The organism is Bacillus sp. AY3-1, assembly GCF_008368785.1.
Classification (GTDB): Bacteria; Bacillota; Bacilli; order Bacillales; family Bacillaceae_G; genus Bacillus_A; species Bacillus_A wiedmannii.
Genome location: NZ_QORZ01000020.1, coordinates 69,034 through 95,966 on the forward strand (window position 1 = coordinate 69,034; position 26,933 = coordinate 95,966).

32 protein-coding genes, 4 pseudogenes and 1 riboswitch are annotated in these 26,933 nt (G+C 35.4%); of the genes and pseudogenes, 16 read left to right on the forward strand and 20 right to left on the reverse strand.

From position 1 onward, the window contains the following. Positions 1 to 15: 15 nt before the first annotated feature. Positions 16 to 801, reverse strand: a complete 786-nt coding sequence (locus DN389_RS21440) for a TrmB family transcriptional regulator (protein ID WP_098189565.1) — start codon at positions 799 to 801, stop codon at positions 16 to 18. 109 nt (positions 802 to 910) lie between these two features. Here DN389_RS21440 and DN389_RS21445 point away from each other — a divergent pair, with 109 nt between their 5' ends. Continuing rightward, positions 911 to 1,678, forward strand: a complete 768-nt coding sequence (locus tag DN389_RS21445; protein ID WP_088080504.1) for a TSUP family transporter — start codon at positions 911 to 913, stop codon at positions 1,676 to 1,678. Positions 1,679 to 1,827: 149 nt separating this feature from the next. Here the strand turns inward: DN389_RS21445 and DN389_RS21450 are convergent, their stop codons facing one another. Continuing rightward, positions 1,828 to 2,715 carry a DMT family transporter gene (locus tag DN389_RS21450; RefSeq protein ID WP_098189566.1) on the reverse strand — a complete coding sequence of 296 codons (888 nt, stop codon included), beginning with the start codon at positions 2,713 to 2,715 and terminating at the stop codon, positions 1,828 to 1,830. 311 nt (positions 2,716 to 3,026) lie between these two features. Then, the gene (locus tag DN389_RS21460) at positions 3,027 to 3,602 is read right to left on the reverse strand and encodes a TetR/AcrR family transcriptional regulator (RefSeq protein ID WP_149237600.1); all 576 of its coding nucleotides are present in this window, start codon (positions 3,600 to 3,602) and stop codon (positions 3,027 to 3,029) included. Positions 3,603 to 3,744: 142 nt separating this feature from the next. Here DN389_RS21460 and DN389_RS21465 point away from each other — a divergent pair, with 142 nt between their 5' ends. Further along, the gene (locus DN389_RS21465; protein WP_149237601.1) at positions 3,745 to 5,220 is read left to right on the forward strand and encodes an MDR family MFS transporter; all 1,476 of its coding nucleotides are present in this window, start codon (positions 3,745 to 3,747) and stop codon (positions 5,218 to 5,220) included. A 120-nt stretch (positions 5,221 to 5,340) separates the two neighbouring features. Here DN389_RS21465 and DN389_RS21470 read toward each other — a convergent pair whose 3' ends face one another. From DN389_RS21470 to DN389_RS29350, 3 genes and pseudogenes are all read right to left on the reverse strand, one after another. Continuing rightward, entirely contained in the window at positions 5,341 to 5,541 is a 201-nt protein-coding gene (locus DN389_RS21470) for a hypothetical protein (protein ID WP_000042278.1), read from the reverse strand. A 144-nt stretch (positions 5,542 to 5,685) separates the two neighbouring features. Further along, positions 5,686 to 5,829: pseudogene (locus DN389_RS21475) on the reverse strand (class D sortase); the annotation flags it as partial. Further along, positions 5,828 to 5,967 (reverse strand): annotated as a pseudogene (locus DN389_RS29350) (permease); the annotation flags it as partial. The pseudogenes DN389_RS21475 and DN389_RS29350, both read right to left, overlap by 2 nt. A 110-nt stretch (positions 5,968 to 6,077) precedes the next feature. On the opposite strand from DN389_RS29350, the gene DN389_RS28515 reads away from it, so the two are divergent. Continuing rightward, complete coding sequence (locus tag DN389_RS28515; protein WP_000346676.1) at positions 6,078 to 6,233, forward strand: hypothetical protein; 156 nt, start codon at positions 6,078 to 6,080, stop codon at positions 6,231 to 6,233. Positions 6,234 to 6,381: 148 nt separating this feature from the next. On the opposite strand, the gene DN389_RS21480 is transcribed toward DN389_RS28515, so the two are convergent. From DN389_RS21480 to DN389_RS21495, 4 genes are all read right to left on the reverse strand, one after another. After that, a complete protein-coding gene (locus DN389_RS21480; RefSeq protein WP_142343645.1) occupies positions 6,382 to 6,909 on the reverse strand; it encodes a permease in 528 nt (175 codons plus the stop codon). After that, positions 6,906 to 7,388: a hypothetical protein gene (locus DN389_RS21485; protein ID WP_088080499.1), complete on the reverse strand. Its 483-nt coding sequence runs from the start codon at positions 7,386 to 7,388 to the stop codon at positions 6,906 to 6,908. Before DN389_RS21485 ends, DN389_RS21480 begins: the two co-directional genes overlap by 4 nt. Continuing rightward, complete coding sequence (locus DN389_RS21490; protein WP_149237602.1) at positions 7,381 to 7,722, reverse strand: PadR family transcriptional regulator; 342 nt, start codon at positions 7,720 to 7,722, stop codon at positions 7,381 to 7,383. Before DN389_RS21490 ends, DN389_RS21485 begins: the two co-directional genes overlap by 8 nt. A 232-nt stretch (positions 7,723 to 7,954) precedes the next feature. Then, a complete protein-coding gene (locus tag DN389_RS21495) occupies positions 7,955 to 8,080 on the reverse strand; it encodes a YjcZ family sporulation protein (RefSeq protein WP_000540377.1) in 126 nt (41 codons plus the stop codon). A 200-nt stretch (positions 8,081 to 8,280) separates the two neighbouring features. Here DN389_RS21495 and DN389_RS21500 point away from each other — a divergent pair, with 200 nt between their 5' ends. Together DN389_RS21500 and DN389_RS21505 are read left to right on the forward strand one after the other, a co-directional pair. Next, positions 8,281 to 8,526 (forward strand): hypothetical protein, encoded by a 246-nt coding sequence (locus DN389_RS21500; RefSeq protein WP_046957167.1) that lies wholly within the window; start codon positions 8,281 to 8,283, stop codon positions 8,524 to 8,526. A gap of 667 nt (positions 8,527 to 9,193) precedes the next feature. Then, positions 9,194 to 10,306 (forward strand): RNA-guided endonuclease TnpB family protein, encoded by a 1,113-nt coding sequence (locus tag DN389_RS21505; RefSeq protein WP_149237603.1) that lies wholly within the window; start codon positions 9,194 to 9,196, stop codon positions 10,304 to 10,306. A 372-nt stretch (positions 10,307 to 10,678) separates the two neighbouring features. On the opposite strand, the gene DN389_RS21510 is transcribed toward DN389_RS21505, so the two are convergent. Then, entirely contained in the window at positions 10,679 to 10,789 is a 111-nt protein-coding gene (locus DN389_RS21510) for a YjcZ family sporulation protein (protein WP_000505686.1), read from the reverse strand. A gap of 294 nt (positions 10,790 to 11,083) precedes the next feature. Next, complete coding sequence (locus DN389_RS21515; RefSeq protein ID WP_097858061.1) at positions 11,084 to 11,350, reverse strand: YmzC family protein; 267 nt, start codon at positions 11,348 to 11,350, stop codon at positions 11,084 to 11,086. A gap of 431 nt (positions 11,351 to 11,781) precedes the next feature. Between DN389_RS21515 and DN389_RS21520 the strand changes: the two genes are divergently transcribed. The 3 genes from DN389_RS21520 to DN389_RS21530 are packed head-to-tail and all read left to right on the forward strand — an operon-like array spanning position 11,782 to position 13,187. Then, on the forward strand, positions 11,782 to 12,240 hold the full coding sequence (locus DN389_RS21520; RefSeq protein WP_097858062.1) for a MarR family winged helix-turn-helix transcriptional regulator: 459 nt from the start codon (positions 11,782 to 11,784) through the stop codon (positions 12,238 to 12,240). 19 nt (positions 12,241 to 12,259) lie between these two features. After that, a complete protein-coding gene (pssA, locus tag DN389_RS21525) occupies positions 12,260 to 12,793 on the forward strand; it encodes a CDP-diacylglycerol--serine O-phosphatidyltransferase (protein WP_149237604.1) in 534 nt (177 codons plus the stop codon). 22 nt (positions 12,794 to 12,815) lie between these two features. Then, positions 12,816 to 13,187, forward strand: a complete 372-nt coding sequence (locus DN389_RS21530) for an ATP synthase subunit I (protein WP_149237605.1) — start codon at positions 12,816 to 12,818, stop codon at positions 13,185 to 13,187. Positions 13,188 to 13,309: 122 nt separating this feature from the next. Here DN389_RS21530 and DN389_RS21535 read toward each other — a convergent pair whose 3' ends face one another. The 4 genes and pseudogenes from DN389_RS21535 to DN389_RS28915 form a co-directional block, all read right to left on the reverse strand. After that, entirely contained in the window at positions 13,310 to 13,414 is a 105-nt protein-coding gene (locus DN389_RS21535; RefSeq protein ID WP_075310385.1) for a YjcZ family sporulation protein, read from the reverse strand. 697 nt (positions 13,415 to 14,111) lie between these two features. Then, positions 14,112 to 15,287 carry an MFS transporter gene (locus tag DN389_RS21540; protein ID WP_149237606.1) on the reverse strand — a complete coding sequence of 392 codons (1,176 nt, stop codon included), beginning with the start codon at positions 15,285 to 15,287 and terminating at the stop codon, positions 14,112 to 14,114. 288 nt (positions 15,288 to 15,575) lie between these two features. Continuing rightward, entirely contained in the window at positions 15,576 to 15,887 is a 312-nt protein-coding gene (locus DN389_RS21545; protein WP_000433539.1) for an ArsR/SmtB family transcription factor, read from the reverse strand. A 194-nt stretch (positions 15,888 to 16,081) separates the two neighbouring features. Beyond that, positions 16,082 to 16,183, reverse strand: a pseudogene (locus tag DN389_RS28915) (TetR family transcriptional regulator); the annotation flags it as partial. A gap of 244 nt (positions 16,184 to 16,427) precedes the next feature. Here DN389_RS28915 and DN389_RS21555 point away from each other — a divergent pair. From DN389_RS21555 to DN389_RS21565, 3 genes and pseudogenes are all read left to right on the forward strand, one after another. Further along, positions 16,428 to 17,063 (forward strand): VanZ family protein, encoded by a 636-nt coding sequence (locus DN389_RS21555; RefSeq protein ID WP_149237608.1) that lies wholly within the window; start codon positions 16,428 to 16,430, stop codon positions 17,061 to 17,063. A 47-nt stretch (positions 17,064 to 17,110) separates the two neighbouring features. Beyond that, positions 17,111 to 17,365: pseudogene (locus DN389_RS21560) on the forward strand (hypothetical protein); the annotation flags it as partial. A 148-nt stretch (positions 17,366 to 17,513) separates the two neighbouring features. Continuing rightward, entirely contained in the window at positions 17,514 to 18,167 is a 654-nt protein-coding gene (locus DN389_RS21565) for a DUF2306 domain-containing protein (RefSeq protein WP_149237609.1), read from the forward strand. A gap of 92 nt (positions 18,168 to 18,259) precedes the next feature. Here the strand turns inward: DN389_RS21565 and dhaQ are convergent, their stop codons facing one another. Both dhaQ and dhaS read right to left on the reverse strand, forming a co-directional pair. Then, positions 18,260 to 19,258, reverse strand: a complete 999-nt coding sequence (dhaQ, locus tag DN389_RS21570; RefSeq protein WP_098189577.1) for a DhaKLM operon coactivator DhaQ — start codon at positions 19,256 to 19,258, stop codon at positions 18,260 to 18,262. A gap of 19 nt (positions 19,259 to 19,277) precedes the next feature. Further along, complete coding sequence (gene dhaS / locus DN389_RS21575) at positions 19,278 to 19,844, reverse strand: dihydroxyacetone kinase transcriptional activator DhaS (protein WP_000204220.1); 567 nt, start codon at positions 19,842 to 19,844, stop codon at positions 19,278 to 19,280. Between the two features lie 178 nt (positions 19,845 to 20,022). Here dhaS and dhaK point away from each other — a divergent pair, with 178 nt between their 5' ends. Then, the gene (gene dhaK, locus DN389_RS21585) at positions 20,023 to 21,774 is read left to right on the forward strand and encodes a dihydroxyacetone kinase subunit DhaK (protein ID WP_098189578.1); all 1,752 of its coding nucleotides are present in this window, start codon (positions 20,023 to 20,025) and stop codon (positions 21,772 to 21,774) included. 74 nt (positions 21,775 to 21,848) lie between these two features. Here the strand turns inward: dhaK and DN389_RS21590 are convergent, their stop codons facing one another. Next, positions 21,849 to 22,490, reverse strand: a complete 642-nt coding sequence (locus DN389_RS21590) for an FMN-dependent NADH-azoreductase (protein ID WP_060489122.1) — start codon at positions 22,488 to 22,490, stop codon at positions 21,849 to 21,851. 210 nt (positions 22,491 to 22,700) lie between these two features. Between DN389_RS21590 and DN389_RS21595 the strand changes: the two genes are divergently transcribed. Both DN389_RS21595 and DN389_RS21600 read left to right on the forward strand, forming a co-directional pair. After that, positions 22,701 to 23,207, forward strand: a complete 507-nt coding sequence (locus DN389_RS21595) for an RrF2 family transcriptional regulator (protein WP_063222022.1) — start codon at positions 22,701 to 22,703, stop codon at positions 23,205 to 23,207. A gap of 203 nt (positions 23,208 to 23,410) precedes the next feature. After that, positions 23,411 to 23,800 (forward strand): hypothetical protein, encoded by a 390-nt coding sequence (locus DN389_RS21600; RefSeq protein ID WP_029437700.1) that lies wholly within the window; start codon positions 23,411 to 23,413, stop codon positions 23,798 to 23,800. A gap of 324 nt (positions 23,801 to 24,124) precedes the next feature. Here DN389_RS21600 and DN389_RS21605 read toward each other — a convergent pair whose 3' ends face one another. After that, entirely contained in the window at positions 24,125 to 24,331 is a 207-nt protein-coding gene (locus DN389_RS21605) for a hypothetical protein (protein WP_088121469.1), read from the reverse strand. A gap of 239 nt (positions 24,332 to 24,570) precedes the next feature. Then, positions 24,571 to 24,677: riboswitch (SAM riboswitch) on the forward strand. 82 nt (positions 24,678 to 24,759) lie between these two features. On the opposite strand from DN389_RS21605, the gene DN389_RS21610 reads away from it, so the two are divergent. Both DN389_RS21610 and DN389_RS21615 read left to right on the forward strand, forming a co-directional pair. Further along, positions 24,760 to 25,818, forward strand: a complete 1,059-nt coding sequence (locus DN389_RS21610; protein ID WP_098189580.1) for an LLM class flavin-dependent oxidoreductase — start codon at positions 24,760 to 24,762, stop codon at positions 25,816 to 25,818. Next, positions 25,811 to 26,767, forward strand: a complete 957-nt coding sequence (locus tag DN389_RS21615) for an ATP-grasp domain-containing protein (protein WP_149237610.1) — start codon at positions 25,811 to 25,813, stop codon at positions 26,765 to 26,767. Before DN389_RS21610 ends, DN389_RS21615 begins: the two co-directional genes overlap by 8 nt. Positions 26,768 to 26,933 lie beyond the last annotated feature (166 nt).

Consider the following 26,933-nt stretch of genomic DNA (forward strand, 5'->3'; position numbering starts at 1 on the left):
GTAGGGATTGGAAAATTATTTTCCCATAAAAAAGGATCGTCTCTCTGTAGTAATCCATTGCTCCAAGTCGTCTTGGCTACGTCGGACAAGTCGATTTACTAAAACATCATGCCATACATAATCCTCTAGTAAGTATATATGAACCGGATCATCTGTATAAAAAGCAACATTACGCTCTTCAAGTGATGGTCCATAAATCATCTCTTTAGAATCTATCGATAAAATAAACCAATGTTCTGTAGACAGAGTTTCTGTATAGGGTGTGATACGATGGGCTTCTAGATTTTTAATTGGATTTTCAACATGTAAGGTAATACCTTGTACTGAAACTTTATCAGCTACCTCAGATAGTTCCTCTTTTAACGCTTCATACATCTCATCCCACATTGAAATGACAATACGTTGTTCTGCTTTTTTTATTAATGCCTGACAATAGCTAATGATTGTTTTGTTGTCTTTTAAAGTAATCACTCGATTATCCGTTTTTTCCTCGGAAGTTTCTAGTTTTTTTAATGAGTCACTGATTCCTTCATAAGTAGACTGCCATTCTGATTGAGCCTTCTGTAAAAAGATTTCAACAGGTAGAGGTGAATAGCGAGTGGTGTCATTTATTTCTTCCTTCATGACAATGCCTTTTTCTACAAGGTTACCTAAAATCTCATAAATTCGTGCTCTTGGGATACCTGAATCCTTACTCACTTGATAGGCTGTGACAGGCCCCTGTTTAACAAGAGATACATAAGATTTAGCTTCATATTCATTAAAACCAATTTTTTTAAGCTGTTGTACTATGTAGTCCACTTTTTTTGTCCTCCGATGTTTGCTTTTATATTTCAACGTTACAATAACTGTTTACATTTAGCAAATTATTAGTTACTATTCTGATAGTGACTAAAAGGGGGGTAATAGTATGGAGTTTTCTTTAGACCCATCAGTATTAATTATTTTGATTGCTTTTGGATTTTTAGCTGCATTTATTGATTCAGTTGTAGGTGGCGGTGGACTGATCGCCTTACCCGCTTTATTATTTACAGGGCTGAATCCAGCAAGTGCGGTAGCTACGAATAAACTAGCGTCGACAATGGGGTGTGCAACTAGTAATATTGTGTTTTATCGTTCTGGTAATCTTGATTTGAAATCGGCGTTTAAATTAGTTCCACTCACTTTCATAGGTTCCATAATAGGGGCATGGACCGTTCATTTAATGAACCCAGAAGTACTGAAGCCATTGATGCTGATTATGCTTGGTGCGGTTGCTATTTATACGATATTCAAAAAGGATTGGGGTAGTATTTCTACTCATAAGAAATTATCTGGTCGACACGTCATTATTTTTACCTTTTTTATTTTTGCTATTGGTTTTTATGATGGATTTCTAGGACCTGGCACAGGTTCGTTTTTAATGTTTGCTCTTTTATTTATTGGGTATGATTTTTTAAAAGCAGCAGGTAATGCGAAGCTTCTTAATTTAGGAAGTAATGTTGGTGCGTTGTTGATGTTTATGTGTGTAGGGCAAGTAAACTATGCGTATGGTTTTATAATGGGGATTGCTCAAATTGCTGGAGGGATTGTTGGCTCCAAATTTGCTATAAAAAAAGGAAGCGGGTATGTTCGTGCTCTTTTCATTACAGTAACTTGTTTATTGTTAGCGAAAAATCTGTATGACTATGTGCAGTAAGTAATGTAGAAAAGGTTAACTATGCAGACTACATAAATATTTTAGATGCTACTTTATTTGAAGGTAGCATCTAAAAAAATTAAGGTAAGAGGGTGAAAATAATATAAACGAATATTTTCGGGGTATGTTTATGTACTTTAGTGAAATAACTATTCCATATTCTTCTTATAATTAACTCGCAACGCCCCCTTAAAATCCACCTCAGCAATCAACACACTCACTAATATAAGTGTCGCGCCTAAGTATCCTTTTCCTGTGAGTGTTTCACCTGTGAAGACGAAGGCGAAGCCTGCGGAAAAGACAGGTTCTAATGAGAAGATAAGGCCTGTATGTGTAGGCGTTGTGTACTGCTGGGCGATAACTTGCACGATGAATGCAACTGCGGTGCAAAATATGCTTAAGGCTAGGATGATTAGCCATGAGTTGGTTGTGCTAGGTAGTTTTGGCGTTTCGATAATGAATGAAAAAATAAGACTAAATAGGCCGACGAAACCGAGCTGGATGACTCCAAGTGCAATGGAGTTCACATGTTTTGTTACGCTGCCAGTAATGATGACGTGAATGGCATAAAATAAGGCAGACAGTATGCAAAATATATCGCCGTTACTGATCTTGAATTCGCTCGTTAATGTTAATAAGCCGATTCCTATTATCGTTAAAATGATTCCTACTATAACTTTCTTTTCTGGAATGTGTTTTAAAAATATAGCTGATAAGATCGGAATGAAAATGACTGTGAGACATAGTAAGAAACCGGCGTTAGAAACACTCGTATACTTTGTGCCGAAAGTCGCAAAAATGTAAACGATGAATAAAACAGAAGCGAGTATAAATGCATATTTTACAGTTTTAAAATCGATTTTGAATAAATGTTTGTAAAATATTAAACCTGATAAAAGAAAGGCGATAATAAATCGTAATGCGATTAAATTATATTCTTCTATGCCTTCGAGTCCAACCTTTGTCAGTAAGATGGATGCACCCCAAAAGAATGTAACTAGTAGTAGCCCTAAATCCGCTTTTAATTGTAGTTTCATTTCTATTCCCTCGTTATGTATAAATTTTACCCCGCATTAACGGGCAGTAAGACTCCCACCTCAAAATTCGGCTGGAGCAAAGAAGTTAGGTGGGAGATTAACTGCCCGTAAAAGCCCGATTGGTGAGGGCTGATAATCAGTGGGGGATGAACAAAACCCCACTGATTAAAGTTTCACTTTATAATCCCATACCCCTATCCCCATTTTTATATTTTAATATTAATTCTGAATATTTGTAACTTAAATTTATCGACGTTTTATTTCATCAAAAAAAAGGCTGGTTATAAAACAGCCTTTTTTTGATGGGGAAGTTATTCCTCTTCAAACTGAAAAATATCCCGGTTAATAAGTTGGTGGAGATACCTATCCATTTCAGCAGCAGAAACTTTTCTTTCATTTTTAAACCACCACGTGCTTAATGAGGTGATTGCCCCTGAATAAAATTCAATGATTAAATCATTTGGCATCGTATGGTCTTTGCAAAGTTGATTTAACGCTTCTATTTCTTGTTTTCTCGTTTCGTGACTTAAATACTGTGTACGGCTAATAAATTGTTCATCAGACATTTGCGTCTCTAATATTTTACCGATTTCTTCATGATGTAGAAATTGTTCCATTACTTGAAATGGTTTGCTTAATCGATCTGAAACCGGTATTTCAGCAATTATCTTGCTGTATCGTTTAAATCCAAATGCTAATAAAGCATCTTTATCTTCAAAATGTTTATAAAAGGTTGTTCGGTGTACCATCGCAAGGTCACAAATTTGGTTAATCGTGATGGAACTATATTTCTGTTTTGATTGCGTCATTAATTCAAATAAGGAATCCCACAATAATTTATGTGTACGTCTAATACGTAAATCAAGTTGTTTTTCATTATCATTCATCTACAATTCTCCTTTTTTGTAGATTAAATATACAATGGCTGAAAATTGATTCTCCCTTTTTAATCTACATATGTATATTATATTACATGTGTTTGGGTTTATTTAAAGCTTTTTAAGTAAGAAATAGGAGGAGAATTTGCAAATGGATATGACAACTAAGAGCCCTGTAAGTGGCAAAGTTGATACTTCTAATATGAAACATACCCCGATTTTAATTGCATTACTTTTAGGGGCAATGGTTGCATTATTAAACGAAACGTTACTTGGTAATGCGTTAACTGTATTAATGAAAGAATTTGGCGTAACGGCTTCAACGATTCAATGGCTTTCTACAGCTTACATGTTAGTGGTTGGTGTTTTAGTCCCGATTACAGCGTTACTTCAGCAATGGCTCACAACGAGACAAATGTTTTTGATCGCTATGGTAACGTTTTTAGTCGGTACATTAATTGCGGGATTTGCACCGACATTTTCTATTTTATTAGTTGGCCGTATCGTCCAAGCTGTAGCGACGGGGTTAATTTCACCGTTATTAATGAATACGATTTTACTTATTTGTCCGCCAGAAAAACGTGGTGCCACAATGGGATTAATCGCACTTGTGATGATGTCCGCTCCAGCAATTGGCCCTACATTATCTGGAGTAATTGTGGATTCATTAAATTGGCGATGGTTATTCTATATTGTTATTCCTATCGTGATCATTTCCATTATGATTGGGATGAAGTACATTCAAAATGTTTCAGAGTTAACAAGGCCAAAAGTAGATTATCCATCTATCCTTTTATCGACATTAGGATTTGGCGGGTTTGTGTATAGCTTTAGTGCATCAGGTGATTTAGGATGGTCTGATGCGAAAGTGTATGGCACTTTAATTGTTGGGCTTATCTCATTATGTATTTTTGTCGTTCGACAATTGAAAATTGAGAATCCAATTTTAGAATTACGCGCGTTTAAAGTTCCGATGTTTACAATATCGGTTGGATTAATCGTGATTGTGATGATGTCGCTATTTTCAACGATGACTTTATTACCGATGTTCCTGCAAACAGTTTTACTCGTTACAGCTTTTAAATCAGGAATCATCATGCTTCCGGGAAGTATTATTAGCGCCATAATGGGACCAATCGCAGGTAAACTATTTGATAAATTTAGTCCGAAAGTTATTATCGTTCCTGGTATTGTGTTAGTAGGGATAGCAATGTTCTTATTTAAAGGCATTACTCCTGATACATCAATGGTACAAATTATTGTTATGCATAGCGTATTAATGGTTGGACTCATGTTTGTCATGACAGCACAAACATATGGGTTAAATCAATTAACAACAGATTTATATCCGCACGGAACAGCACTATTTAGTACGTTGCAACAAGTAGCTGGCGCAATTGGTACGGCTATCTTTATTTCAAAAATGTCTTCAGGAACAACTCAGTATATGGAAAGCTCCGCAAATCCAATGGATCCAGTGGAGAAGTTAAACGGTTTAACTTCAGGATTCCAAAGTGCATTTACACTAGGGTTAATCTTTATTGTTGTTGCTTTTATCGTATCGCTATTCTTAAAAGAAGAGAAAAAGGGAGTAGAAGTAAAGGGGGTTTTACAGAACGAAAATTAAGGTTTATATAAAAAGACATCTTTACGATTAAAGATGTCTTTTTATATTTCTTTCGTAATAATAGTTTAAACAGCCGAGGAAAATGTGGTGTATGTGTTGTCTGTTTTTTAGTAAGAAGAACTATTGAGAATAACGATGCAAAGCCTTACTAATAACTAAAAGTCCAATAATGAGGGAAAGTGTTCTTATAATAAGTTCTGCAACTAATAAGTCACCCATCGTTTTAGTGACATCATACATAGTCCCTGTAATGAGAATAGGTGCGATCATAATGATAATTCCAATTACTATTTGAAGAAGTAAATTCACGTTTTTACTCAAGGTAATCACCTCCGAAAAATAGCATGATACAAAATATGGAATTTTCTGTATTGTACATTTATCATACTGTATCGAAGTAAGGTGATGGTAATGTTTCTAAAATAAAAAGGAGGTGTCACATAGTTATAAGGTGACATCTTCTTTTTAGTTAGTAGAAATTAAAGACGCTTCAATAATATAGCGATCTGGGGCGTCACCGATGTAGTTAAAGGGGGAACATGTTGTTTTATCTTTTTCTACAATGACAGTTCGATCTTCTGCATCTGTTATCAAATGTTTGTTAATCTTACATTTCCTCCGTAACATCATACTGAAGCAACTCTCCCTGATTATAAAACCTCTCAAAAGTAAGCTCCATTACATAGAAGAATACTAAACCAAACAAATATGAATAAGTGTAAAAGTAGTTCCAAACGAAGAAATTTCATTTGTTTACATAATATCTTTACAATTATTTGATAAAATAAATTCAACTGCGTATTGTGAGGGTGGGTGGTTATCCCTTCTTTCTATTTGGAAGGAAAGGAGGTGATAATATGGACTTTTTGTTTGACCTTGTAAAAGAGTTTGTCAAAGCGACTGTGCGCGAAGTTTCAGCGTATTTTTTGCGGAAGCAACTTCTAGATAAGGACAACAAAAAACCCACTCCGCGCCGTAGGAAGCAGAAGGGTGGGTTTCGTAAAAAGAAATAACTTATAATAACTACCACCCTATACGGTAGCAGTTAGGGAAGAGATGTTAGCGCATCTCTTCTTTTATTATATGCCATTTTATTTGATGTCATACTTATATAGCACTCTACCGAAAATATATCATATTCCTATTTTATGGTCAATTTGATTACATTTCCTCCGTAACATCATACCGAAGCAACTGCCCCTGATTATAAAACCTCTCAAAAAGAAGCCCCATAATATAGAAGAATACTAGCCCGAAACCAATATGAATGAGTGTAAAAGTAGCTCCAAATGAAGAGAATTCATACACGAGAATTGGCAATTTCGCAGTTGTCCAAACGCCTAAGAAAAATACGATGTACCGAATGCTTGCGCCTTTTTGTAAGAGTAGTGCTGCAATTGGGAAGGCAACGTAGAGAGGACCAGCTGCAATGCCGCCTAATAATAGAGAGAATAAGATTCCGTATATACCGGATTTTTCGCCCATATATTTCATGAGCGTTTCTTTCTTCACCCATTGATCAAGTAATCCTACAAATATTAGGACAGGGGGGAGTAGAAACAACATATCTAAAATGCTATTCCCTGTTAATTGTAATGCGTTCCATCCTAAAGATTGATTAATAAAAGTTAATACAAAGAGCCCCAGTAATAAAATGAAAAAGAAGCGATATTTTTTTAGTTCCTTCATACCATCACCACCCAAATGATATAAGAGAATAAGAGGGACATGAGTAATGCAGATGCATTACGTGCGTAAGCAAAGCTTCGCCCGAATATCTTTTGTTCCATCGGTAATGTTGTAAGCCCTACTGACATGAGTGTAGACATAAGTGTCGCAACTTGAGGAAGGCCTGCGCCGTGTTGGACTAATGTATTGCCGAGTGGAAATACGACGAAGCTTGGAATAAGTGCAACAGAGCCGAGTATTGCTGAATACATAATACCTAACAATCCAGACTGTTCTCCAATGATGGAAGAGATGAAAGACGGCGTTAATATAGAAAGCGATAAGCCAACGAAAAGCATGATGGAAAGCATTGCAGGTAGAAGATTGCGAAACATTTTCCATGATTTCATTAGAGCATTTTTCGTTTTCGTACGATCCTTCATAAAAGAAAGCCCCGTAAAAATAATGGCTAAAGTGTAAAGAATCACGCCGTTAATCATGATCGGATTCCTTTAAGTCTTTATATTTGTCTATGAAAAAGGATAAGTTCTTCATTTTTTCTTCAATATCCATTTGGAAATCTGTCAATTGTTCCTCTCCAGCAGGTGTAATTTTGTACATCTTTCTCGGTTTGTCTTGATGATCTGTACTTACGTAAGATTCAATCGCACCTTCGTTTTCTAATTTCTTTAGCGTACGATATAAAATGGCGCTATCGATTGGATTGACTGGAAGTTCTTCCTCGCACTTTTGCAATAATTGCCCGCCATAGTTATCACCTTCTGCCAAAAATAACAAAAGAAATGCACCTGTATGTCTTCCTGTATGTTTCATGGATATACCTCCTTGAATGAATTAGAATTTATACTGTTATTGACAGTATACTGTTGTTAACAGTATATGGTGCATAAAGTGCTATGTCAATTTTAAAATGTGCGAATTTCGAGGGGGAATTACAAGGATACGATTTCTTTATGACAGTAACTAGTAACGTTGATAAACTACCAATGAGAAGGGTTGTACATCCAAAAACACAAAAAAAAGACACTCTCAAGAGTGCCTCTTATTAGCAGCCGAATCCGCCGCCCCAACAACTAGCTCCTACGATGATTAATAAGATAAAGAGCACAACAAGTAAAGCGAATCCGCCGCCGAAACCACAGCCTCCACCACAACTACCGCCATATCCCATATTAACTCCTCCTTCCATAAAGACCATTTAATTAATGGATTTAATTTACTTTATGTTTTTACGGATAAACTTGAGCAGGTCCTTTTGAAAAATAAAAAGTGCTTAGATTTTAAAAGAGTTGACGACCTTATTTTTGTCACCGGTAGTATGCTGATGACATATTGTATTTTATTCTGTGTATTGGGGGAAGGAGGATCTTTATGGCCAATTCTGAAATGATTTTACGATTACTTACGGATTTAAAGATTGAACAGCAAGCTTTAAAAGAGCAGTTGGAAAAAATACAAACTGCTGTGACTACTCTTGAAGAAAAATCAGCGATTGTGGAAGAGAAACCAACGACTATTGAAGAAAAACCAGCTGTTGCTGCTGCAAAGCAAAGAGCTCATTCTGGACACCCAACATCTTTTCGTGCTTGGAGAGCATCTGCTCAAAGGAATTCATAAAAATATAAGAAAAGAAGACATCTAGTAAGATGTCTTCTTTTACTTGTACAATCCAAATGAGTTAAGAAGGTATATCCATATTGCTTTAAAAATAAGAAGAAAATAACGATTGTCGACTCCTGTTTTAGTATAGCATGTAATAATAAATAATTTCATGTAACTTTGCATATATACAGATTTTATGATGTTAATCTTATATATTTTAGTTGTCTGTTATTTGTTTTCATTCATTTACTTATATTATTTTTTGAGCGCCCCATTGATGGGGCCTTTTTTTATAATTGTTTTAAAGCGGAAACCCCTGAAGCATAATGAGGGGTTTCATAACTAGGTAAATGATTATTGGTGCTTAATGAGAAGAAGTTCAGGATATTGCGTCTGAATTTCTTCTAAATGGATTACTATTTATTTTTAACGTATTATCCGAAAGAAGTCTCCTTCCTCAGGCGTGTGAAAGACGATAGTCTAGCGGCAGGTGGGAGATGAATTTCGGTTTGGCGTAGCCAAACATTTGGTTTTCCTATTTATTTCGCCTTTGATATAATTATTCTTATAAGAGGTAAAGTTTGGTATAACAATGAAAGTAGATAATAATTTTGTAGTGTTCAGGTTGTGTGATCACCGTCATAGCTTATGGGAAATGAAGCGGAAAATGGGGTGAATGGATATGGCAAAGCAGAATAAGGCTTACAAATTTCGTCTGTATCCAACAGAAGAACAAGCACATCTCATACGTAAAACATTCGGCTGCGTACGATTTGTATATAATAAAATGCTGGCTGAACGAAAAGAAGCATATGAAAAACACAAAGCGAATAAGGAAGAACTGAAGAAACAAAAATTCCCTACTCCTGCGAAATACAAAATGGAGTATGAATGGTTGAAAGAAGTCGATTCCTTAGCGTTGGCCAACGCGCAATTAAATTTGCAAACTGCGTATAAGAATTTTTTTAGTGGTCAAAATGATTTTCCAACATTCAAAAGCAAAAAGAGTAGAAAATCCTATACAATGAATCGAGTAAATGGAAATATTATGTTATTTCATGGTTATATCAAATTACCGAAATTGAAAATGGTGAAACTGAAGCAACATAGAGAGATACCGCAAAACCATATCATCAAATCGTGCACAATTTCGAGGACACCAACTGGTAAGTATTACGTGTCTATTTTGACCGAATATGAAAAAGAAATCACACCAAAAGAAGTAGAACGTGTAGTTGGATTAGACTTCGCAATGGCTGAATTGTACGTGAGTAGCGAAGATGAGAAAGCCAATTATCCTCGCTTTTATCGTCAGATGTTAGATAGATTAGCAAAGGCACAGCGAGTGTTAGCAAGATGTGTGAAAGGTTCAGAACGCTGGAATAAACAACGCATTCGTGTAGCGAAGTTGCATGAAAAGGTCACCAATCAACGTAAAAATTTTCTTCATCATAAGTCTAAAGAATTAGCTACGAGTTTTGACGTTGTAGCAATCGAAGACTTACATATGAAAGGTATGTCACGAGCACTTCGCTTTGGTAAAAGTGTAGCGGACAACGGTTGGAGGATGTTTACGACATTTTTAGCATATAAGCTACAAGAACAAGGAAAACAGATTGTAAAAATAGATAAATGGTTTCCTTCTACAAAGATGTGTAGTAATTGTGGAAATAAAAAAGAAATGCCATTATGTGAACGCACGTATGCGTGTTTGTGTGGACTCATAATTGGCCGTGATTATAATGCAGCGATCAATATCAAAAAGGAAGCCATCCGCTTATTAGTGTTGGTATAAATAGTAACAAAATAACCTTTGGAACAAGGGAGTTAGCTCGGCTGTCCTAGGACAAATTCGTTAGCTGTCAAAAGTAGCGATGAACCGAGAAGCCCCCACTTCAAGTAGGCTCGTAAGAGATACTAAGTGGTGGGTAGTTCACACCGTTCCCCATAAATGATAAACCATACCGAAAACAAAAAATGCTAGTCCTACAAACAAAACAATTAAAGCAAGCATTCCATTTTTATTATGTTCCATACAGTCAGCTCCTTTTTGAGTTATATACAAAAAGCCTTTAGTCGTAATTATGGCTAAAGGATCGGATTCTCATACTTTTTTAGTTTACAAAGAAAAGACACCCGTATAAGAGTGTCTTTTCCGATAGTTTGTTTAGCAGAAGCAAGAAGCTCCAACGATGATTAATAAAATAAACAATACAACTAATAGTGCAAATCCTCCAGAAAAACCGCAGCTTCCGCCGCAACTACCACCAAATCCCATAATAGTTCCTCCTTTAATAAGAGGGGAAAACAAAGGGTCACTCGTGTTTTTTAACGGATTCTATTTACTTTATGTTTTGACGCATAAACGTGAGCAGGTCCTTTTGAAAATAAAAAAGACATCTTAAGGTGCCTTTATCCCGCTTTAATGGGCAGTAAGACCCCCACCTCAAAATTCAGCGAAAGCAAAGAATTTAGGTGGGGGTCGGGCTGCCCATAAAAGTCCGATTGGTTCAACTAATAATCAGTGGGGGATGAAGAAAACCCCCACTGATTAAAGTTTCACTTTATGTAATTAATATTCGTTAGCATAAAATTCTTTTATTAATTTTATTTCATTTGTATCCGGGTCAAACTTAAATATTTTAATTTGATTCGATTCGTCTTTATAGGCAAATGTATTATCGCCAACTGGGGTCATATTGCTCGTGTTTACGTTAGGATCGCTACCGTGGTCAGTGATTTCCACAGTTTTCTCACGATCCCAAAACGCGATGACAATGATCAAGATGATGAGGCATATACGTATGAAACGTAGTTCTTTTGCAACAGGATGTTCCATTTGATGGTCTCCTTTGTCATGTAATAGATTTTGTGTGTAAAAGAGAGAATCCTTACGAATAGAATATAAATAAAAAAGACACTGTAAAAAGTGTCTTTTTTATTTGAGTTATGCGCATTGCTTAATAAGACGCTAGTTCCTCAATCGGAATATGAGTAACTATGTAGGGTAATTTCATTATAACATTTTAACCAGTAATGGGTCTATATGGAATTTTTGTAATGATTATGTTTATTTATTCAGAATGATAGATGTATCATTCTGAATTTGATCTATTAAAAGCAGTGGAAAAGGCAAAGGGCATACTTTATTCCGTGTTATAGGAATGTATAGAGATAGATTTCCCTTTACACAAACATAACGATATAATATAGTTAAGTTAAGTGAACTTAACTATTAAAAATGAAATAACAGCATGGAGGAAGAACGCTATGACTAGATCGTATAAAGAAGTAATTAATGAAATGAATCGAGCTTATAATGAATTTTACATTTTACTATTTCAAGATTTAAAGGATGAGTTTGGTCTTACTGGGCAGCAAGAGAGTATGCTATTTCATATTAATTTAAATGAAAACACGACAGCAAATCACATTGCGACTACTTTTAATATATCGAAAAGTGCTGTGAGCCAAGTTTTATCGAAGTTGGAAAAGCAGAAGATGATTTCGAAACAAGTTAATCCTAACAATAAACGGGAGTATTTCCTTACACTTGGCCCAAACGGTAGTAAGTATATAGAGCGGTTGTCTGAGTTAGATGATGTATTAATTGAGAAATACTTTTCTAAAATCGATATAAATGCTTTAGAGCAAATGACTGATACGTTAACGAAAATAAATAAAGTGATATTGGAAGAGAAACAGAAGGCTCTTGATTGTAATGAGTAGAAAGGAGGAGAAGCGTGTTATGAGTTACATACCAAATATGATTACGATAGCAAATTTTGTGTGTGGGCTTTTGGCTATTCACGCTGTTTTCGTTCACGATATGTATGGTGCAGTTATGTTCATTATTACAGGGATGGTATTTGATCTATTTGATGGCATGGTTGCTCGGAAACTTGATGCTGTTTCGGAAATGGGCGGAGAACTAGATTCATTTGCGGATTTAGTGACCTTTGGTGTGGCACCGTCTATTCTTGCATATAGTGCCTCGTTAAAAGATTTGCAGTCTATCGGGATGCTATGTGCACTCGCGTATAGTATTTGCGGAATGCTTCGGCTTGCTAGATTTAACACGCAACAAAGCAAACTCCCAACATTTATAGGGATGCCTATTCCATTTGCGGCAATGTGTCTTCTTATTTTATGCCTCCTAAATAACCCAGTTTCCGTGGCATTTGGCACATGCGTACTCGCTTATTTAATGGTGAGCAAAATCAAATTCCCCCATTTTAAAAAGGATATATCGGAAAGCTTGAAGTCCGAAAGATGGGGTTAATAGGAAAGATAAGGAGAATAACATGATTCGTATCGCATTAAGATCATTCAACATACAAATATATTGTTTGCTAGGCGTGATGTTATTGGGATGGTTGATGACACCTTTCTCAGCCCAGTTTGTAGGGATAAGCATTGGCCTTTTAGTAAGTATGTACTGCGCCTGGATTTTAGGAAGGCGTATCGAAAAGTTCGGAGATAGCATCGTAAAAAAAGAAAAAGCACCAATGCTTGGCATGATGAATCGGTTTGCAGCCGCCATACTCGGTGCGATTATTATGTATGAAATTGAACACCGTGAGTACATGTGGACATTTGCAGCTGGAATTATGGGTGGGTATTTCTTAATTATTATTAATTTGGGTTATTACAGTATGAGGGATGCGAAGGAATAAAGTGCTGTGTAAATAACTAATTTGGATGATTTGAATGTAAAAGCCTAAAAACTTTCCTTTATAGAGAGCTTTTTATTACAAAGAAAAGACACCCATATAAGAGTGTCTTTTCCGATAGTTTTTTAGCAGAAGCAAGAAGCTCCAACAATGATTAATAAAATAAACAATACAACTAGTAAAGCAAAGCCGCCGCCACAATTACTACTACAACTACCACCAAATCCCATAATAGTTCCTCCTTTAATAAGAGGGGAAAACAAGGGGTCACTCATGTATTTTAATGGATTCAACTTACTTTATGTTTTTCACACAATAATTGAGCAGGTCCTTTTGAAAATAAAGAAAAGACACCCTAAGGTGCCTTTCTCCGACTTGAACCATCTTAATTTTAATAATATTGGACTCCCGTCCGAATATTATTTTACCATGTTAAGTTGTTTTTGGAAATATTCCATATCGATAATTACAGTACACGTTTTAGTTTTGGAATTATGTATCTGTCTAAACGTTGAAATTAATAAAGGAACGATATACTTGAGGGTTTTTATCCCGCTTTAATGGGCAGTAAGACCCCCACCTCAAAATTTAGCGAAAGCAAAGAATTTAGGTGGGGGATGAAGAAAACCCCCACTGATTAAAGTTTCACTTTATGAGTGATTACAATCATACCATTAAAAAGAACCCCATAAATGATAAACCATTCCACTAACAAAAAACACTAATCCTAAAAACAAAACAATTAAAGCAAGTACTCCATTTTGATTATGTTCCATAAAATTAGCTCCTTTTAGAATTATTTTTATATACAAAAAAGCCTTTAGTCGTAATTATGGCTAAAGGCTTTGAGCATTATACTTTTTAGTTAATAAAATCTTATAAGAAGAATTTATAATGTTTTTTATCGAATTTGGAACTGAAAATGTACTAGCTTGATAATGCAGCCTGGCTATTAGAATTGAAAAATTTTAGTTTTATTATAATTAATAGAAATGAGAGTAGTGTGAATATAAATCCGCTCCAAATAAGTTGGTGAATACCTAAGTTTGAAATGAACCAGCCTCCAATAGTGGTTCCTAAAGTAATTCCGAGATTTGAGAACGAAACGAATAGACTGTTACCAAATTCAGGTGCTTCTTTAGCTTCACTTATTAACCATGTTTGACCAACAATTAATCCACCAGCATGTACGATTCCCCAAACGAATACTATAAAAATCATTGGAACAAGGTAGGAACCTAAATAATAAACCAATATGTAAACAATAGAATATAGAATAGGGAATGCTATTACAGTGTTTATTATGCTTTTTTGTAGGAGACCACCAAATAAATGATTACCTAAAATCATAACTATACCAAATATGAATAGCATGATACTGATGAGAGATCCATTCATGGAAGTTACTTTTGCAAGGTACTCAGCGAAGTAGCTGTATACGGAAAACATGGCTGCAAAAAGGAATGTGACGGTTAAAATATTTAACCATAATCCTGGTTTGCCGAGTATACGAATTTGTTTGCCGAAAGACATTTTTTCTTTAACAGGCATAGAAGGAAGTAGGAGTAGTATTCCAATGAATGCAACAGTGTTAACGAATGCTCCGAATAAGAAAGCCATTTCGAGTGAAAATTGGTCTGCAAGGTAAGAGGTTAGTGGTACACCTAAAGCGAAACCAACAGTAATTCCCATGAAAACTTTTGTAACTGCTTGACCGCTCTTTTCTGGAGGGACAAGTTTAGCAGCTGTTACAAGAGCGATCGAAAAGAAGAGTGGATGAAGCGCTGCCGGTAAAATACGAAAAATAAGCATGATTTCAAATTGCGTTGTATAAGCGTAGATTAAATTTGAAATAACAAATATGAAAATTGCTGTTAATAAAATTATTTTGCGATTAATACTAGAGACGAGCAGAATTAAAAATGGACCAGAAATAGCAACAACTAGTGCAAATATACTTACTAAAAATCCAGCTTGTGTAGTTGAAATTCCGAATTTTTCAGTGATTTGTGGTAATACGCCGACAATACCCATCTCGGTAGTAATAATTCCGAACACACCTATTGCGAGTGTCAGAATAAGTAAAGGATTTACTTTTTTCATTTATTAAACTCTCCATTCGTATCAGTATTTTGAAAGTAAATTCATTAACAAAGAAGCATTATTATAAGCATGATTGGATGCCAATATTATCAGGAGTATGTAATTCTAAATACAATAACAGATATCTAAATAACTAGATATGATATGTTAAAAAAAATTCTCCTTTCGATGTTTCTTGCTTTTATAGGCAGTGCAATTTATAAAAAAAGTAATTGGATACCTGTAAAAAAGCAGAATGTGTGAAAACTAATGATCAATTAGTATGCTGATTGATCATTAGTTTTCATTTTATAATTCGTTTTGGACGTATTCAGAAAACTCTCGTATTGTTTTTTCATTTCGACGATAGTAGGTCCATTTTCCAATTCGGTCAGACTCTAGTAAGCCTGCTTTTTTCATAGTTAATAAATAACTAGAAATAACCGATTGGGCTAAGCCAGTTTTAAGCTGGATATCTCCTACACATACTCCAACTTGAAAGTTAAGGTCTTGTTCTAGATAAGGTTTTTCATCGAAATGGTTTTCTGGATTTTTCAACCATGATAAAATTTGACATCTTGTTTCATTTGACAATGCTTTATAAATTAATAAAGGTTCCATAAGGATATTATATCTACTTTTATAGATTTGTAAATGGGTTTTAGTAATTTTAAGGGAAGAAGGTATAGTTGATCCCCTTGAATAGGAATAAGGTGCTCTTGATCTGTACCCTTTGTAAAGGACATTCTAAAAAAAGTTAGGCAACCTAAAAAAGATGATTTCTGTATGCAAGCAGGAGTTATCTTCTTTAAATTCTATTGATAGTAAGAGTGATTATAGTACGTCATATATTTCTTAATTTCATGTGTTAACTGAACAAACGATTCACATGATTTTATATATGCTTCATCGGTTAAAGTACTACGAGGATTACGTGCAAAAATGATAATATTGTTAGATTTAAGCATGTTGTTGCCTAGCTATCAATGGGGGATTCCTAAGAAGAGTAATAATAAAACCAAACTGAAGATTTAAGAAAAATTTTATGTTTACCCCACTTTTTATTTTAAAAGTTTTTCCTATCCTATAAATGAGTTACATCAAGAAGAAGGCTAAAAACGACAAAGTCATAGATGAAAATGTAAAGTTAGGGGATTCTACATGCATACAGAAGTTTTGATTAGTTATTTGTATACTTATTTTTTTACTATTATTTTTTGTATTGTGTTTCAAATTGGATGTTATTTTAAAGCGAAAGGAAATATATCTATTCGGCATTTTTTATGGGTATATGTTTTTCTGTTCTACCTTTCGCTAGTGTATAAGGTGACTCAAATCGCGACTGTATGGGATATAAGTAGATATGAAAAGTGGATTCGTGTCAGTCAAATTAACTTGACTCTATTTGATACGGCAGGTAGTACTACGTATCTTTTGAACATTGTACTGTTTATGCCGTTCGGTTTTTTATTACCGACTATTTGGCCACAGTTTAGAAAAATGAAAAACACCGTATGTGCGGGATTCTTTTTTTCATTGGCAATTGAGTTAAATCAATTACTAAATAATAGAATTACAGATATTGATGATTTATTTACGAATACCCTCGGGGCGATTATTGGGTATGTATTATATAGAGTTTTATTTAAAATGATATGTAAAAGAGAGGGGAAAAAGCTTGACACGAACTCTTCTTTAGTCATAAAATACGAGGCCGTTTTTTGTTTAGTGTGTTCATTTGTAGGTGCGATGTTAATTTATCATCCAGCTTTATTTGGAAGACCTGTCATCCTTTAGTGAGGTGATTATGTTCTTGTGCTATCTCGTTTATAAAATGATTCTCGTATTTCTTCCAATCAGCACAAGATTCGCTCTATACGTTATTAAGCTATTCAGCAGACTGTAAGATTATCAGTAATCGTAATGATGAGATTGAAATAAAGGCTGACAGTTTTTACCCAAGCTTTTCATTTATGTATGATGCGCAAGAATTATTTATTATTGGTGGAGAAGAGAAATGGTCACATATCCATTATATAAAAAGATTTTTCCATCTTGAGCAGATTACAGAAGAGCTAACTATTGATGTAAGAAAATGAGAGATGAGAGGAAATAGATGAGCAAACCCTCAAGTATAGAGCGATATACTTGAGGGTTTTTATATATGAAGAAGGCTTTTCTATTTTTCTCTAGAATGAACAGTAATGTATAATCTAATTCCTTAATGTAATAAGGAGGCAGTAAAATTTGAACAGGAAAATTTGGTTTGTATTTACTTTTTTTGCTCTTTTAGTATCTGGTTATGTTGTTGTCCAATATTTTATTATGGATGGATTTCAAACAGGACTTGTACAAGCGAAGCTTATGTTTGGATCTAAATTAAGTGAATTCTGGTATATGATGTTATTTATACATATTACAACTAGTATAGTAGCATTAGTAATTGGTCCTTTTACATTATCGACTAAATTTAGAGAAAGGAATATCAACCGTCATCGAATAGTTGGGAGAATCTATATGGTTGGTATATTATTAGGAGGCGTTTCTGGACTATATCTATCTTTTTATGCTACGGGAGGGTTGGTAGCGAAGTTAGGTTTCGGTTTGTTATCCGTATTTTGGCTAACATCAGCATATCAAGCGTTACATAGAGTTAAGAATAAAAAAATTAAAGACCATCGGAATTGGATGGTTAGAAATTATTCTTTAACCTTTGGAGCAGTTACATTAAGAATTTGGCTACCGTTGTTTATCGTTCTATTTGGAATAGAGCGGTTTGAACTTAGCTACGCTATTATTGCTTGGTTAGCGTGGGTACCTAATTTAATTGTTGCAGAATTATTCATAAGAAAAAGACTTAATAAAGGAAAATACGAAGGAAATGAGGATTTACATTTTTAATGTAAATTTGCTGTAATATTGAGGGCAGAATTTTTTTAATAGCTGAATTACGTACAAAAATAGGTTGGCCCATTGAAGCCAACCTATTTGTATTACCAACTAGCAGTTTCAGTACTTTCTTTCAACCACTGCACCCAATCCGAATCCTCCACCTTAAGCAAACTGAGCGAAACACCTTTCATATCTAAAGAAGTAAGCAGCGTACCAACTTTTACGAATGTAATTTGTAAACCTTCCAGCTCACATAAACGGCGAATATCATTTGCGAAAATGTATTGTTCCATTAGTGGAGTTGCGCCTAATCCGTTAATGAGAATAGCGAAGTTGTCGCCTTTTCTCCAGCGGTAAATGCTTTTTAATTTATTCATTAGTTCGATCGCTAATATTTCAGAAGAGGATAGTGCTTCTTTACGGTAACCTTTTTCGCCGTGAATGCCGACTCCGTAAAAGACTTCATCGTCGTTTAATGAGAACGAAGCTTTTCCTTTCACTGGATCGTTTGCAGGTGAAAGTGCGACTCCTAATGTGTGTAAGTTTTTGATGATAGATTGCCCAAGCATTGTTAATTCTTCTAAAGAATGGTCTTCAAGAGCAGCCGCACCAAGTATTTTTTGAACGAAAACAGTACCAGCGACGCCTCGTCTTCTTTTATTAAAAGAAGCATCATCTTCAATTGAAACGTCATCATTTACGATAATGTGGTCAATTTGTCTTCCTTCTTCTTTAGCAACTTGTTCAGCCGCAAGAAAGTTTGCTACGTCATTTTTAAAGTTTTTGATGATGAATAAAATACTTTTATTTTTTGGCATGAGGCGAGTTGCCGCAATAATTTGTTCCACTGTAGGCGGAGTGAAAATACTGCCGTTTACGGCCGCTGTAAGCATGCCTTTTCCTACATAACCTATATCAGCAGGTTCATGTCCGCTACCACCGCCGCTTATGATAACAACGTTTTGCGTCAGTTTTTCTATATCTTTTACATAAATGATGTTATTTGTTTCATCGTAATTTACTTTTTCGTTATGTTCAAAATAAAAGCCATGCATCATATCTTGAACAACATTTTCTACATCATTCATAATCTTTTTCATTGCTTTTGCCACCCTTTAATTACTTTGCTGATTGTTCCAGTAATAGTAGTAATTGATTGTTTATCATATTTTTCATGAGAGAAGACATAATGGAAGGATCTACTTCGCATTTGCTTTCAATCCAATCTTTTATCGTTCCAACGAAGCCGTGACTATAAAAGGAGGCAATCGTATTTTTTGTCTCATCAGAAAGGCTGAATCCACAGCTCACAGATAATTCATCAATAATCTTCATATATAAGTTTTTCGTATGCTCAAATAAATAGTGATTAAACGAGTTTTGCTCAATGACTTTAAAAGCATTTCGGTAAAATTTTTGATTTTCATAAAAGTAATCAAATAATAAATCGAAAATGTTTTCCCACGTTTCATAGTCGAGAAAGTCGATAATGTTCTCTTTCGTTTCTTCTCTATAAATCCAGCTTAATAGTTCAAATTTATCTTTAAAATGATAATAAAAAGTTTGCCTACGCATTTGACAGTGTAACATAATATCGCTCACTGATATTTTATGAAACGACTCTGTTTCCATTAAATACTTCAATGAATTTGCGATTATCTTTTTAGAAATTATAGAAGAGGTCATGTGAATCATCCCTAGAATGTTATTAATATGAAAATCCTACCGAGAAATGAGAGCGGTGTCTTTAGACAGATTGTCCATTTTGTCCGTTTACTATAAAACGCTTTCATTTTAACATGGATAGTAAGAAGAAGATTTCAAATATATCACAATATATTAAAGGAATTGAGGGAGAATCACAATGAAAAAGATTATAAACAAACCAGAAACATTAGTAATGGAAATGTGCAACGGAATGGTGATGGCTCATCCAGAGCTTGAGCTTTTGAAAAAATATAAAGTCATTAAGAAGAAAGAAATGAACGAAAATAAAGTAACATTAATTAGTGGCGGCGGTAGTGGTCATGAGCCAGCGCATGCAGGACTAGTTGGAAAAGGAATGTTAGATGCGGCAGTGTGCGGAGATGTGTTTGCTTCGCCTTCACAAATTCAGGTGTATCAAGCGATTAAAGAGACAGCTAGTAAAAAAGGAACGTTATTAATTATTAAAAATTACAGCGGCGATATTATGAATTTCAAAAACGGAGCGCATTTAGCAACGGAAGATGGAATTGAAGTCGACTACGTAAAAGTGGACGATGATATTGCGGTAGAAGATAGTCTATATACAGTAGGACGACGCGGCGTTGCGGGCGTTATTTTAGTCCATAAAATTGCCGGTGCAGCAGCGGAAGCAGGTATGGATTTAGGAGCGGTGAAAGCTGTCGCAGAAAAAGCAGCTGCTAACGTGCGCACAATCGGTTTAGCGTTAACTTCTTGTACAGTTCCAGCGAGCGGATCACCTACTTTCACACTTGCGGAAGATGAAATGGAATACGGCGTAGGTATTCACGGTGAACCAGGAATTAAACGTGAAAAAATGTTGTCAGCAGATGAATTAGCGAACCGTATGGCAAACGATCTTGTAAAAGATTTAGGAGTAAAAGATGGTGAAGAAATTGCGCTTTTAGTTAACGGTTTTGGCGGAACACCACTGCAAGAACTTTACTTATTTAACAACGCAGTTACGAGAGAATTAGCTGCTAGAAACATTAAAATTAATAGAGTATTTGTCGGAAACTATATGACGAGTATCGATATGGCTGGTATGTCTTTAACAGTAATGAAACTAGACGATGAGTTAAAAACATTACTATCTAAAGAATGTAATACACCAGCGTTTAAAGTAGATGGACCAGTTGAAAGTGTAGAGTACGTGAATGTTCTTGAAGAGACAGAAGAGAAGGAAGTTTCCTTTGAAATAGAAACGGCGGAAGAGCACGCTGTTATTAAGGATAATGTTATTACATTAAACAACATGATTTATCTCGTTGATAAAATGAGCGACGTTATTATTAAAAATGAAGTACCGTTCTGTGAGTTAGACACGCACGCTGGTGATGGCGACTTCGGAATGAGTGTGGCAAAAGGATTTAAGCAATTAAAACGTGAGTGGCATTCTATCGTAGACCAAGAGAACGTAACAATCGGATCATTCCTTGACGGTTGTTCCATGATTATTATGGAACATTGCGGCGGCGCATCTGGTCCAATTTGGGGCGGGGCATTCCGCGCAGCTAGTAAAGCAGCTGGCGAAAAACGTGAGCTAACAGTGAAAGAATTCGGTGAAATGTTACAAGCGGCACTGCAAGGTATACAATCTATCGGTGAAAGATCATTCGGTAGAGGAGCAGTAGTTGGTGATAAAACACTTGTTGATGCACTTGCTCCATGTGTAGACTCTTGGTTAGCTAGCGCTTCAAACGAAGAAGACATGAAAACTGCCTTTGAAAAAGGTGCAGAAGCAGCGGTTAAAGGAGCAGAGTACACGAAAGAAATCGTAGCTCGCATGGGCCGCGCCGGTACAGTTGGTGAAAGAAGTTTAGGCTACCCAGATGCAGGTGCACATGCACTTGGAGTTATCTTTACGGAGATTGCGGGTAGTTTGAAATAGGAATTGGAAAGTCCCCTCTGCCTTGTGGTGGAGGGGATCTTTAATTATAAACATCATTCTTCCAGTGAAAAAATTTATTTGTTAGCCAATCTGGAAGCTGCTTCTTCAACTTCTTTATATGCATTTTGTAATACTTCAGTTGGATCTAGTACTGCTGTTCCTTGTGCACGAACTATTTGATAATCTTCAATACCTAGGAAATTAAACATTGCTTTTAAATATTTATGAGAGTATTCCACTTCTGTATACCAATCATCATTTGTATAGATTCCTCCACTTGCTTGTATAACAAGCATTCTTCTTCCATCTTTAAGTAATCCCACTGATCCAGTTTCAGTATATTTAAATGTTTCACGTGCAATCATAATATTGTCCATGTAATCTTTTAACTTTGATGGAATATTAAAGTTGTGCAAAGGTAATACGATAACATACGTATTTGCACTTTTAAATTGTTGTAAAATTTCGGACATACGCTCTGTTACTTTTTGTTCTTCATCAGTTAACTTCTGTCCATTTCCTTGCTTTTCCCATGCGCTTAAAACAGTTTTATCTATCATTGGTACTACATCATCGTATAAATTAATCTGTTCAATCGTTTCATTATTAGGAATTAATTCTTTATAAGATACTAAAAAGTGGTTAAGAACCTTAATGCTGACTGATGATGTATCATCCACTTTCGGATGTGCGTTTATGATAAGTGTTTTGTTCATTTGTATTTCCCCTTTTTAAAAGTTTTTACGTTTTAATTGCCGACTAAGTTAATCGTCGATTAAATTAGTCTTTAATATAAGCTCTGAAATTATTTTTGTCAAATGAAATACATACTATTCTAAAAGAGCCTTTTTTTATTTGACTAAAATTCTAAATGGTCCTAAGATACAATTTGATAACCCTTAAAATAAAAAGCAGGTGATTTGTATATGCAATATAGTGTTGGGGTTGAATATGCCTTGCATTGCCTAGTTTATTTAATTAATACTCCTTCCAAGGAAAGTGTTGGAATAAAAGATTTGGCAGAGTTTCAAGGACTTTCTGAAACATTTCTTTCAAAAGTTTTCGGTAAATTATCTAAAGCTGACATTGTGAATTCTGTCCCAGGTGTAAAGGGAGGATATAGGTTAGCTAAGTCTCCAGAAGATATCTCTTTTTGGGATGTAATAGAAGCCGTCGAAGGCCCAAAACCTATTTTTCAATGTAAAAATATTGTACAGAATGGCCTACTATATCGAGACGACGCTTGTAATTCTTGTGACCCTAGCAATTCTTCTTGTACAATTAACTTAGTAATGCTTGAAGCAGAAGAACACATGCGTGAGTTTCTTCGTAAAAAGACTCTTGCATGGTTAGATAAAGAACTTGATATTGTTTTACCTGAAAAGATAAGGGTAGATACTCGTGAATACTTCAAACAAAAAAACTCTAACTAAATCGCCATGACGAATTAGTTAGAGTTTTTTTGTTTTTTGACAATATCGATCAACTTTTATTTGTCTAGTTTAAAGTCTATTTCCATTGCCAATTTGATTTCTTCACATATGTACCACATATCAGTAATTTGTCTCTATCAAAATGAACGTTTTTTGCATCTAATATATTGTAAGTATATTTTATTTTGAAAGGATGTGATTATATGGCTCATAAATCTACGGGAGTGTTTCGAGTTCCAGTTTCTGAAAATGGGATTATTCCAACTGCTCTCAACATTATGTTAAACAATGATTCACGCTGCCATACTAGTAATGTAACGGTAACTGTTAAGAGAAGTCCAAACACTTCTTTCCCAACTCAAAATGAATTAGTTGAAATCTCTCGTACTTTTGTTTCTTTAGAACCAAACAGAACAACTAAGATTGTGTTATTTACTCCAGAATTCCAAATAGAAGATTTTCTTGATGTTATTATTAGTGGAAATAAAGATGATGTTAAGGATGTTCTTGTATATTCTTTCTTAGCAGATTCAGCAGGTCACAATCTGCCATCTACTGTTTTTAGAAATGCAGAATACACTTTTGCTTGCTGACACCGTGATGATGTATTCTTTACTGTCATATATTTGAAGGGAAATGTTAAATAGGAGTTGATTTAACTTTTATTTGGGTTTTCCAAAGGAGTCTGCTTTAGCTAAATAAACAAGGAACCGACTAATAGGTTCCTTGTTTATTTGCATTTAACATGCAATTTCGTGTCTGTTATTCCGAAAACAACTTTACAGAGGAACGGATTTTTCCTAGTGAAGCAGCACCTATAGATGAAAGTACCCAATATTCCAATTGTAAAGGTAAGCGAAATGCTTGAATGTTGCCATCATTAATAACCATCTTCATAATATGTAGTTAGTATTATTTTATTCTTCAAATATCTCCGGCTTCTCCACTCTAAATGATTTCACCTCACCACATTCTAAACAAAATGTAGTTAATAGCTTGGAACGTTTCCCCGCTGAAAAGAGCCTACTAGAATCATCTTCACAAACATATGCATGATAAGCAAAGCCAACTCTGCCTTCTTTAAATGTAGTAGAACCACAATTCTCGCATCGTTTATTTTTCATGCTACTAACACCTCATTTGCTGTGTTTTTAAGATAGAAGTAAAGCAACTTGGTTATACATGATGTTTTCGACATGATACAACATAGCCCTTTATATATTCGTAAGTAAAACAACATAATAATCCTATAATTCTCTATAACAATATGATTTCATATATCATTTAATGTTTATCGGAAAAATAAGTATTAAAGGATTGATTTTTATTATTCTGATGATTATAATAAATGGAAATCAAACAATTCTTATGCTGAGAAGTGGAGGGACGGGCCCTATGAAACTTCGGCAACCTCGTTTTAGACGAAAGGTGCCAAATCCTGCAGGTGAAAAAACACCTGAAAGATAAGAGCGGTTCACTTAGTCAAGAAGGCTACTCTTATTTCGATAAGAGTAGCTTTTTTTATGGCTAAAAGATAAAGGGGGAATAGGTAGTGGAGTATGGTTTTTGGTTACCGATTTTTGGGGGATGGCTTCGAAATGTAGATGATGAATCTATGCCGCCTACGTTTGAGTATGCAAAACAAACAGCGCAAGCGGCAGAACAATTAGGTTTTTCAACAACGCTTATTGCAGAATTAAACTTAAATGATATAAAAGGTGTGTCAGCACCAAGTTTAGAAGCGTGGACAACTGCGGCAGCACTTGCAGCAGTGACGGATAGATTAGAGATTATGACAGCTGTCAGACCTGGATTCCACAATCCAGCTGTTACAGCGAAAATGGCAGCAAATATCGATCAATTAAGTAATGGCCGTTTTACATTGAATGTAGTTTCAGCATGGTGGGAAGAAGAAGCGAGACAGTACGGCGGAGTATTTACCGCACATGATGAAAGGTATGATCGCACAGAAGAATTTGTAACAGTTTTGAAGGGCCTTTGGAAAGAAGAAGAGTTTTCTTATAAGGGGAACTTTTATGAGCTGCATCATACGCATTTAAGTCCAAAACCTGTGCAGAAACAAGGCATTAAGCTTTATGCAGGTGGTGAGAGTGAGCGAGGAAAAGAGGTCATTGTAAATTACGCGGATGCATATGTAATGCATGGTGGAACAGTGGAAGAAGTATCTGTGAAAATAGAAGATATGAAGAATCGTAGAAAGAAAGTTACAGAGGAGCCATTGCAGTCATTCGGGCTCGCGGCTTACGTTATTTGTCGTGATACAGAAGAAGAGGCATTAGAGGAATGGAGACGCATAACGGATGTGAAAGATGATGCGTTAGGTTACGCGGGTTACCAAGATTTTGTGAGTAAATCGCAGTTGGAACAGCAAGTGAAGCTCAATGATTATTCCGTATCGAATCGCGGGTTACGTCCTAATTTAATCGGAACACCAGAACAAATTGCAGAAAGAATACTTGCTTTTGAAAAAGTGGGTGTTACGTTATTACTTTTACAATTTTCACCACAGCTTGAAGAGATGAAACGATTTTCTGAAAAAGTGATGCCATTAGTTGAAGCAAAAAGAAAGGAATTGATTACAAATGAGTAAAGTTTACATATTACATGAAAATAAGGAATGGACGAATCATTTAGTGAAAAGGTTGGAAGAACTGGAGTTACCGTATGAGGAATGGCTTTTAAATGAAGGAACACTTTCGTTAGAACAAGAACCTCCAAAAGGTGTTTTTTATAGTCGCATGAGTGCCTCTTCACATACGAGAGGGCATCGATATGCACCTGAGCTGACTGAAGGGGTTCTTGCTTGGCTAGAGGGATACGGGCGCACAGTATTTAACGGGTCTCGTGCGTTACGCCTTGAAGTAAGTAAATTGAATCAATATGCAGCATTAAGAAAATTTGGGATACAAGTGCCGAAAACAATTGGTGCTGTTGGCCGTGATCATATAGTAAAAGCAGCAAGGGAGTTAGGGGAAGTACCGTTCATTACAAAGCATAACCGTGCAGGGAAAGGCCTTGGTGTTCAACTCTTTCATTCCATAGATGCTTTAGAACAATATTTGGATAGTCCGGCGTTTGAAGAGCCTATTGATGAAATTACTTTAATCCAGCAATATATTGAAGCGCCAGAACCATATATTACACGTTGTGAATTTGTAGGCGGTCAGTTTGTATATGCAGTTAAAGTAGATACATCAGAGGGATTTGAGCTTTGTCCAGCAGATGCTTGCTCGATTCAAGATGCTTTCTGCCCAGTAGGAGAAGAGAATAAGAAAGAAACGTCAACAAAATTTGAAATTATATCGGACTTCCACGAGCCAATTATTGAACAATACAAAGAGTTCTTGAAAGAAAATGAAATTACCGTTGCTGGTATTGAATTTATTCGCAGTGCGGATGGAACAATTTATACGTATGATATTAATACAAACACAAACTATAATTCTGACGCAGAGTCTGTAGCGAATCAATTTGGTATGCTTGAACTTGCTACATTCCTTGGAAGAGAATTAGAGAAACAAGTAGAGTCAGTTAAATAATCTATAAGTTTCTAGTGAAAGCCTTTGTTAAAGTAATCGTTGGCGTATGACCAAGTTTAGGATATCCAGATGCAGATGTGCATGCGTTTGAAGTAATCTTTGCGGAGTTTGTGAATAGTTTGAAATAGGAGTAAGAAGGATCCCCTCTAGCTTAAGCTAGAGGGGA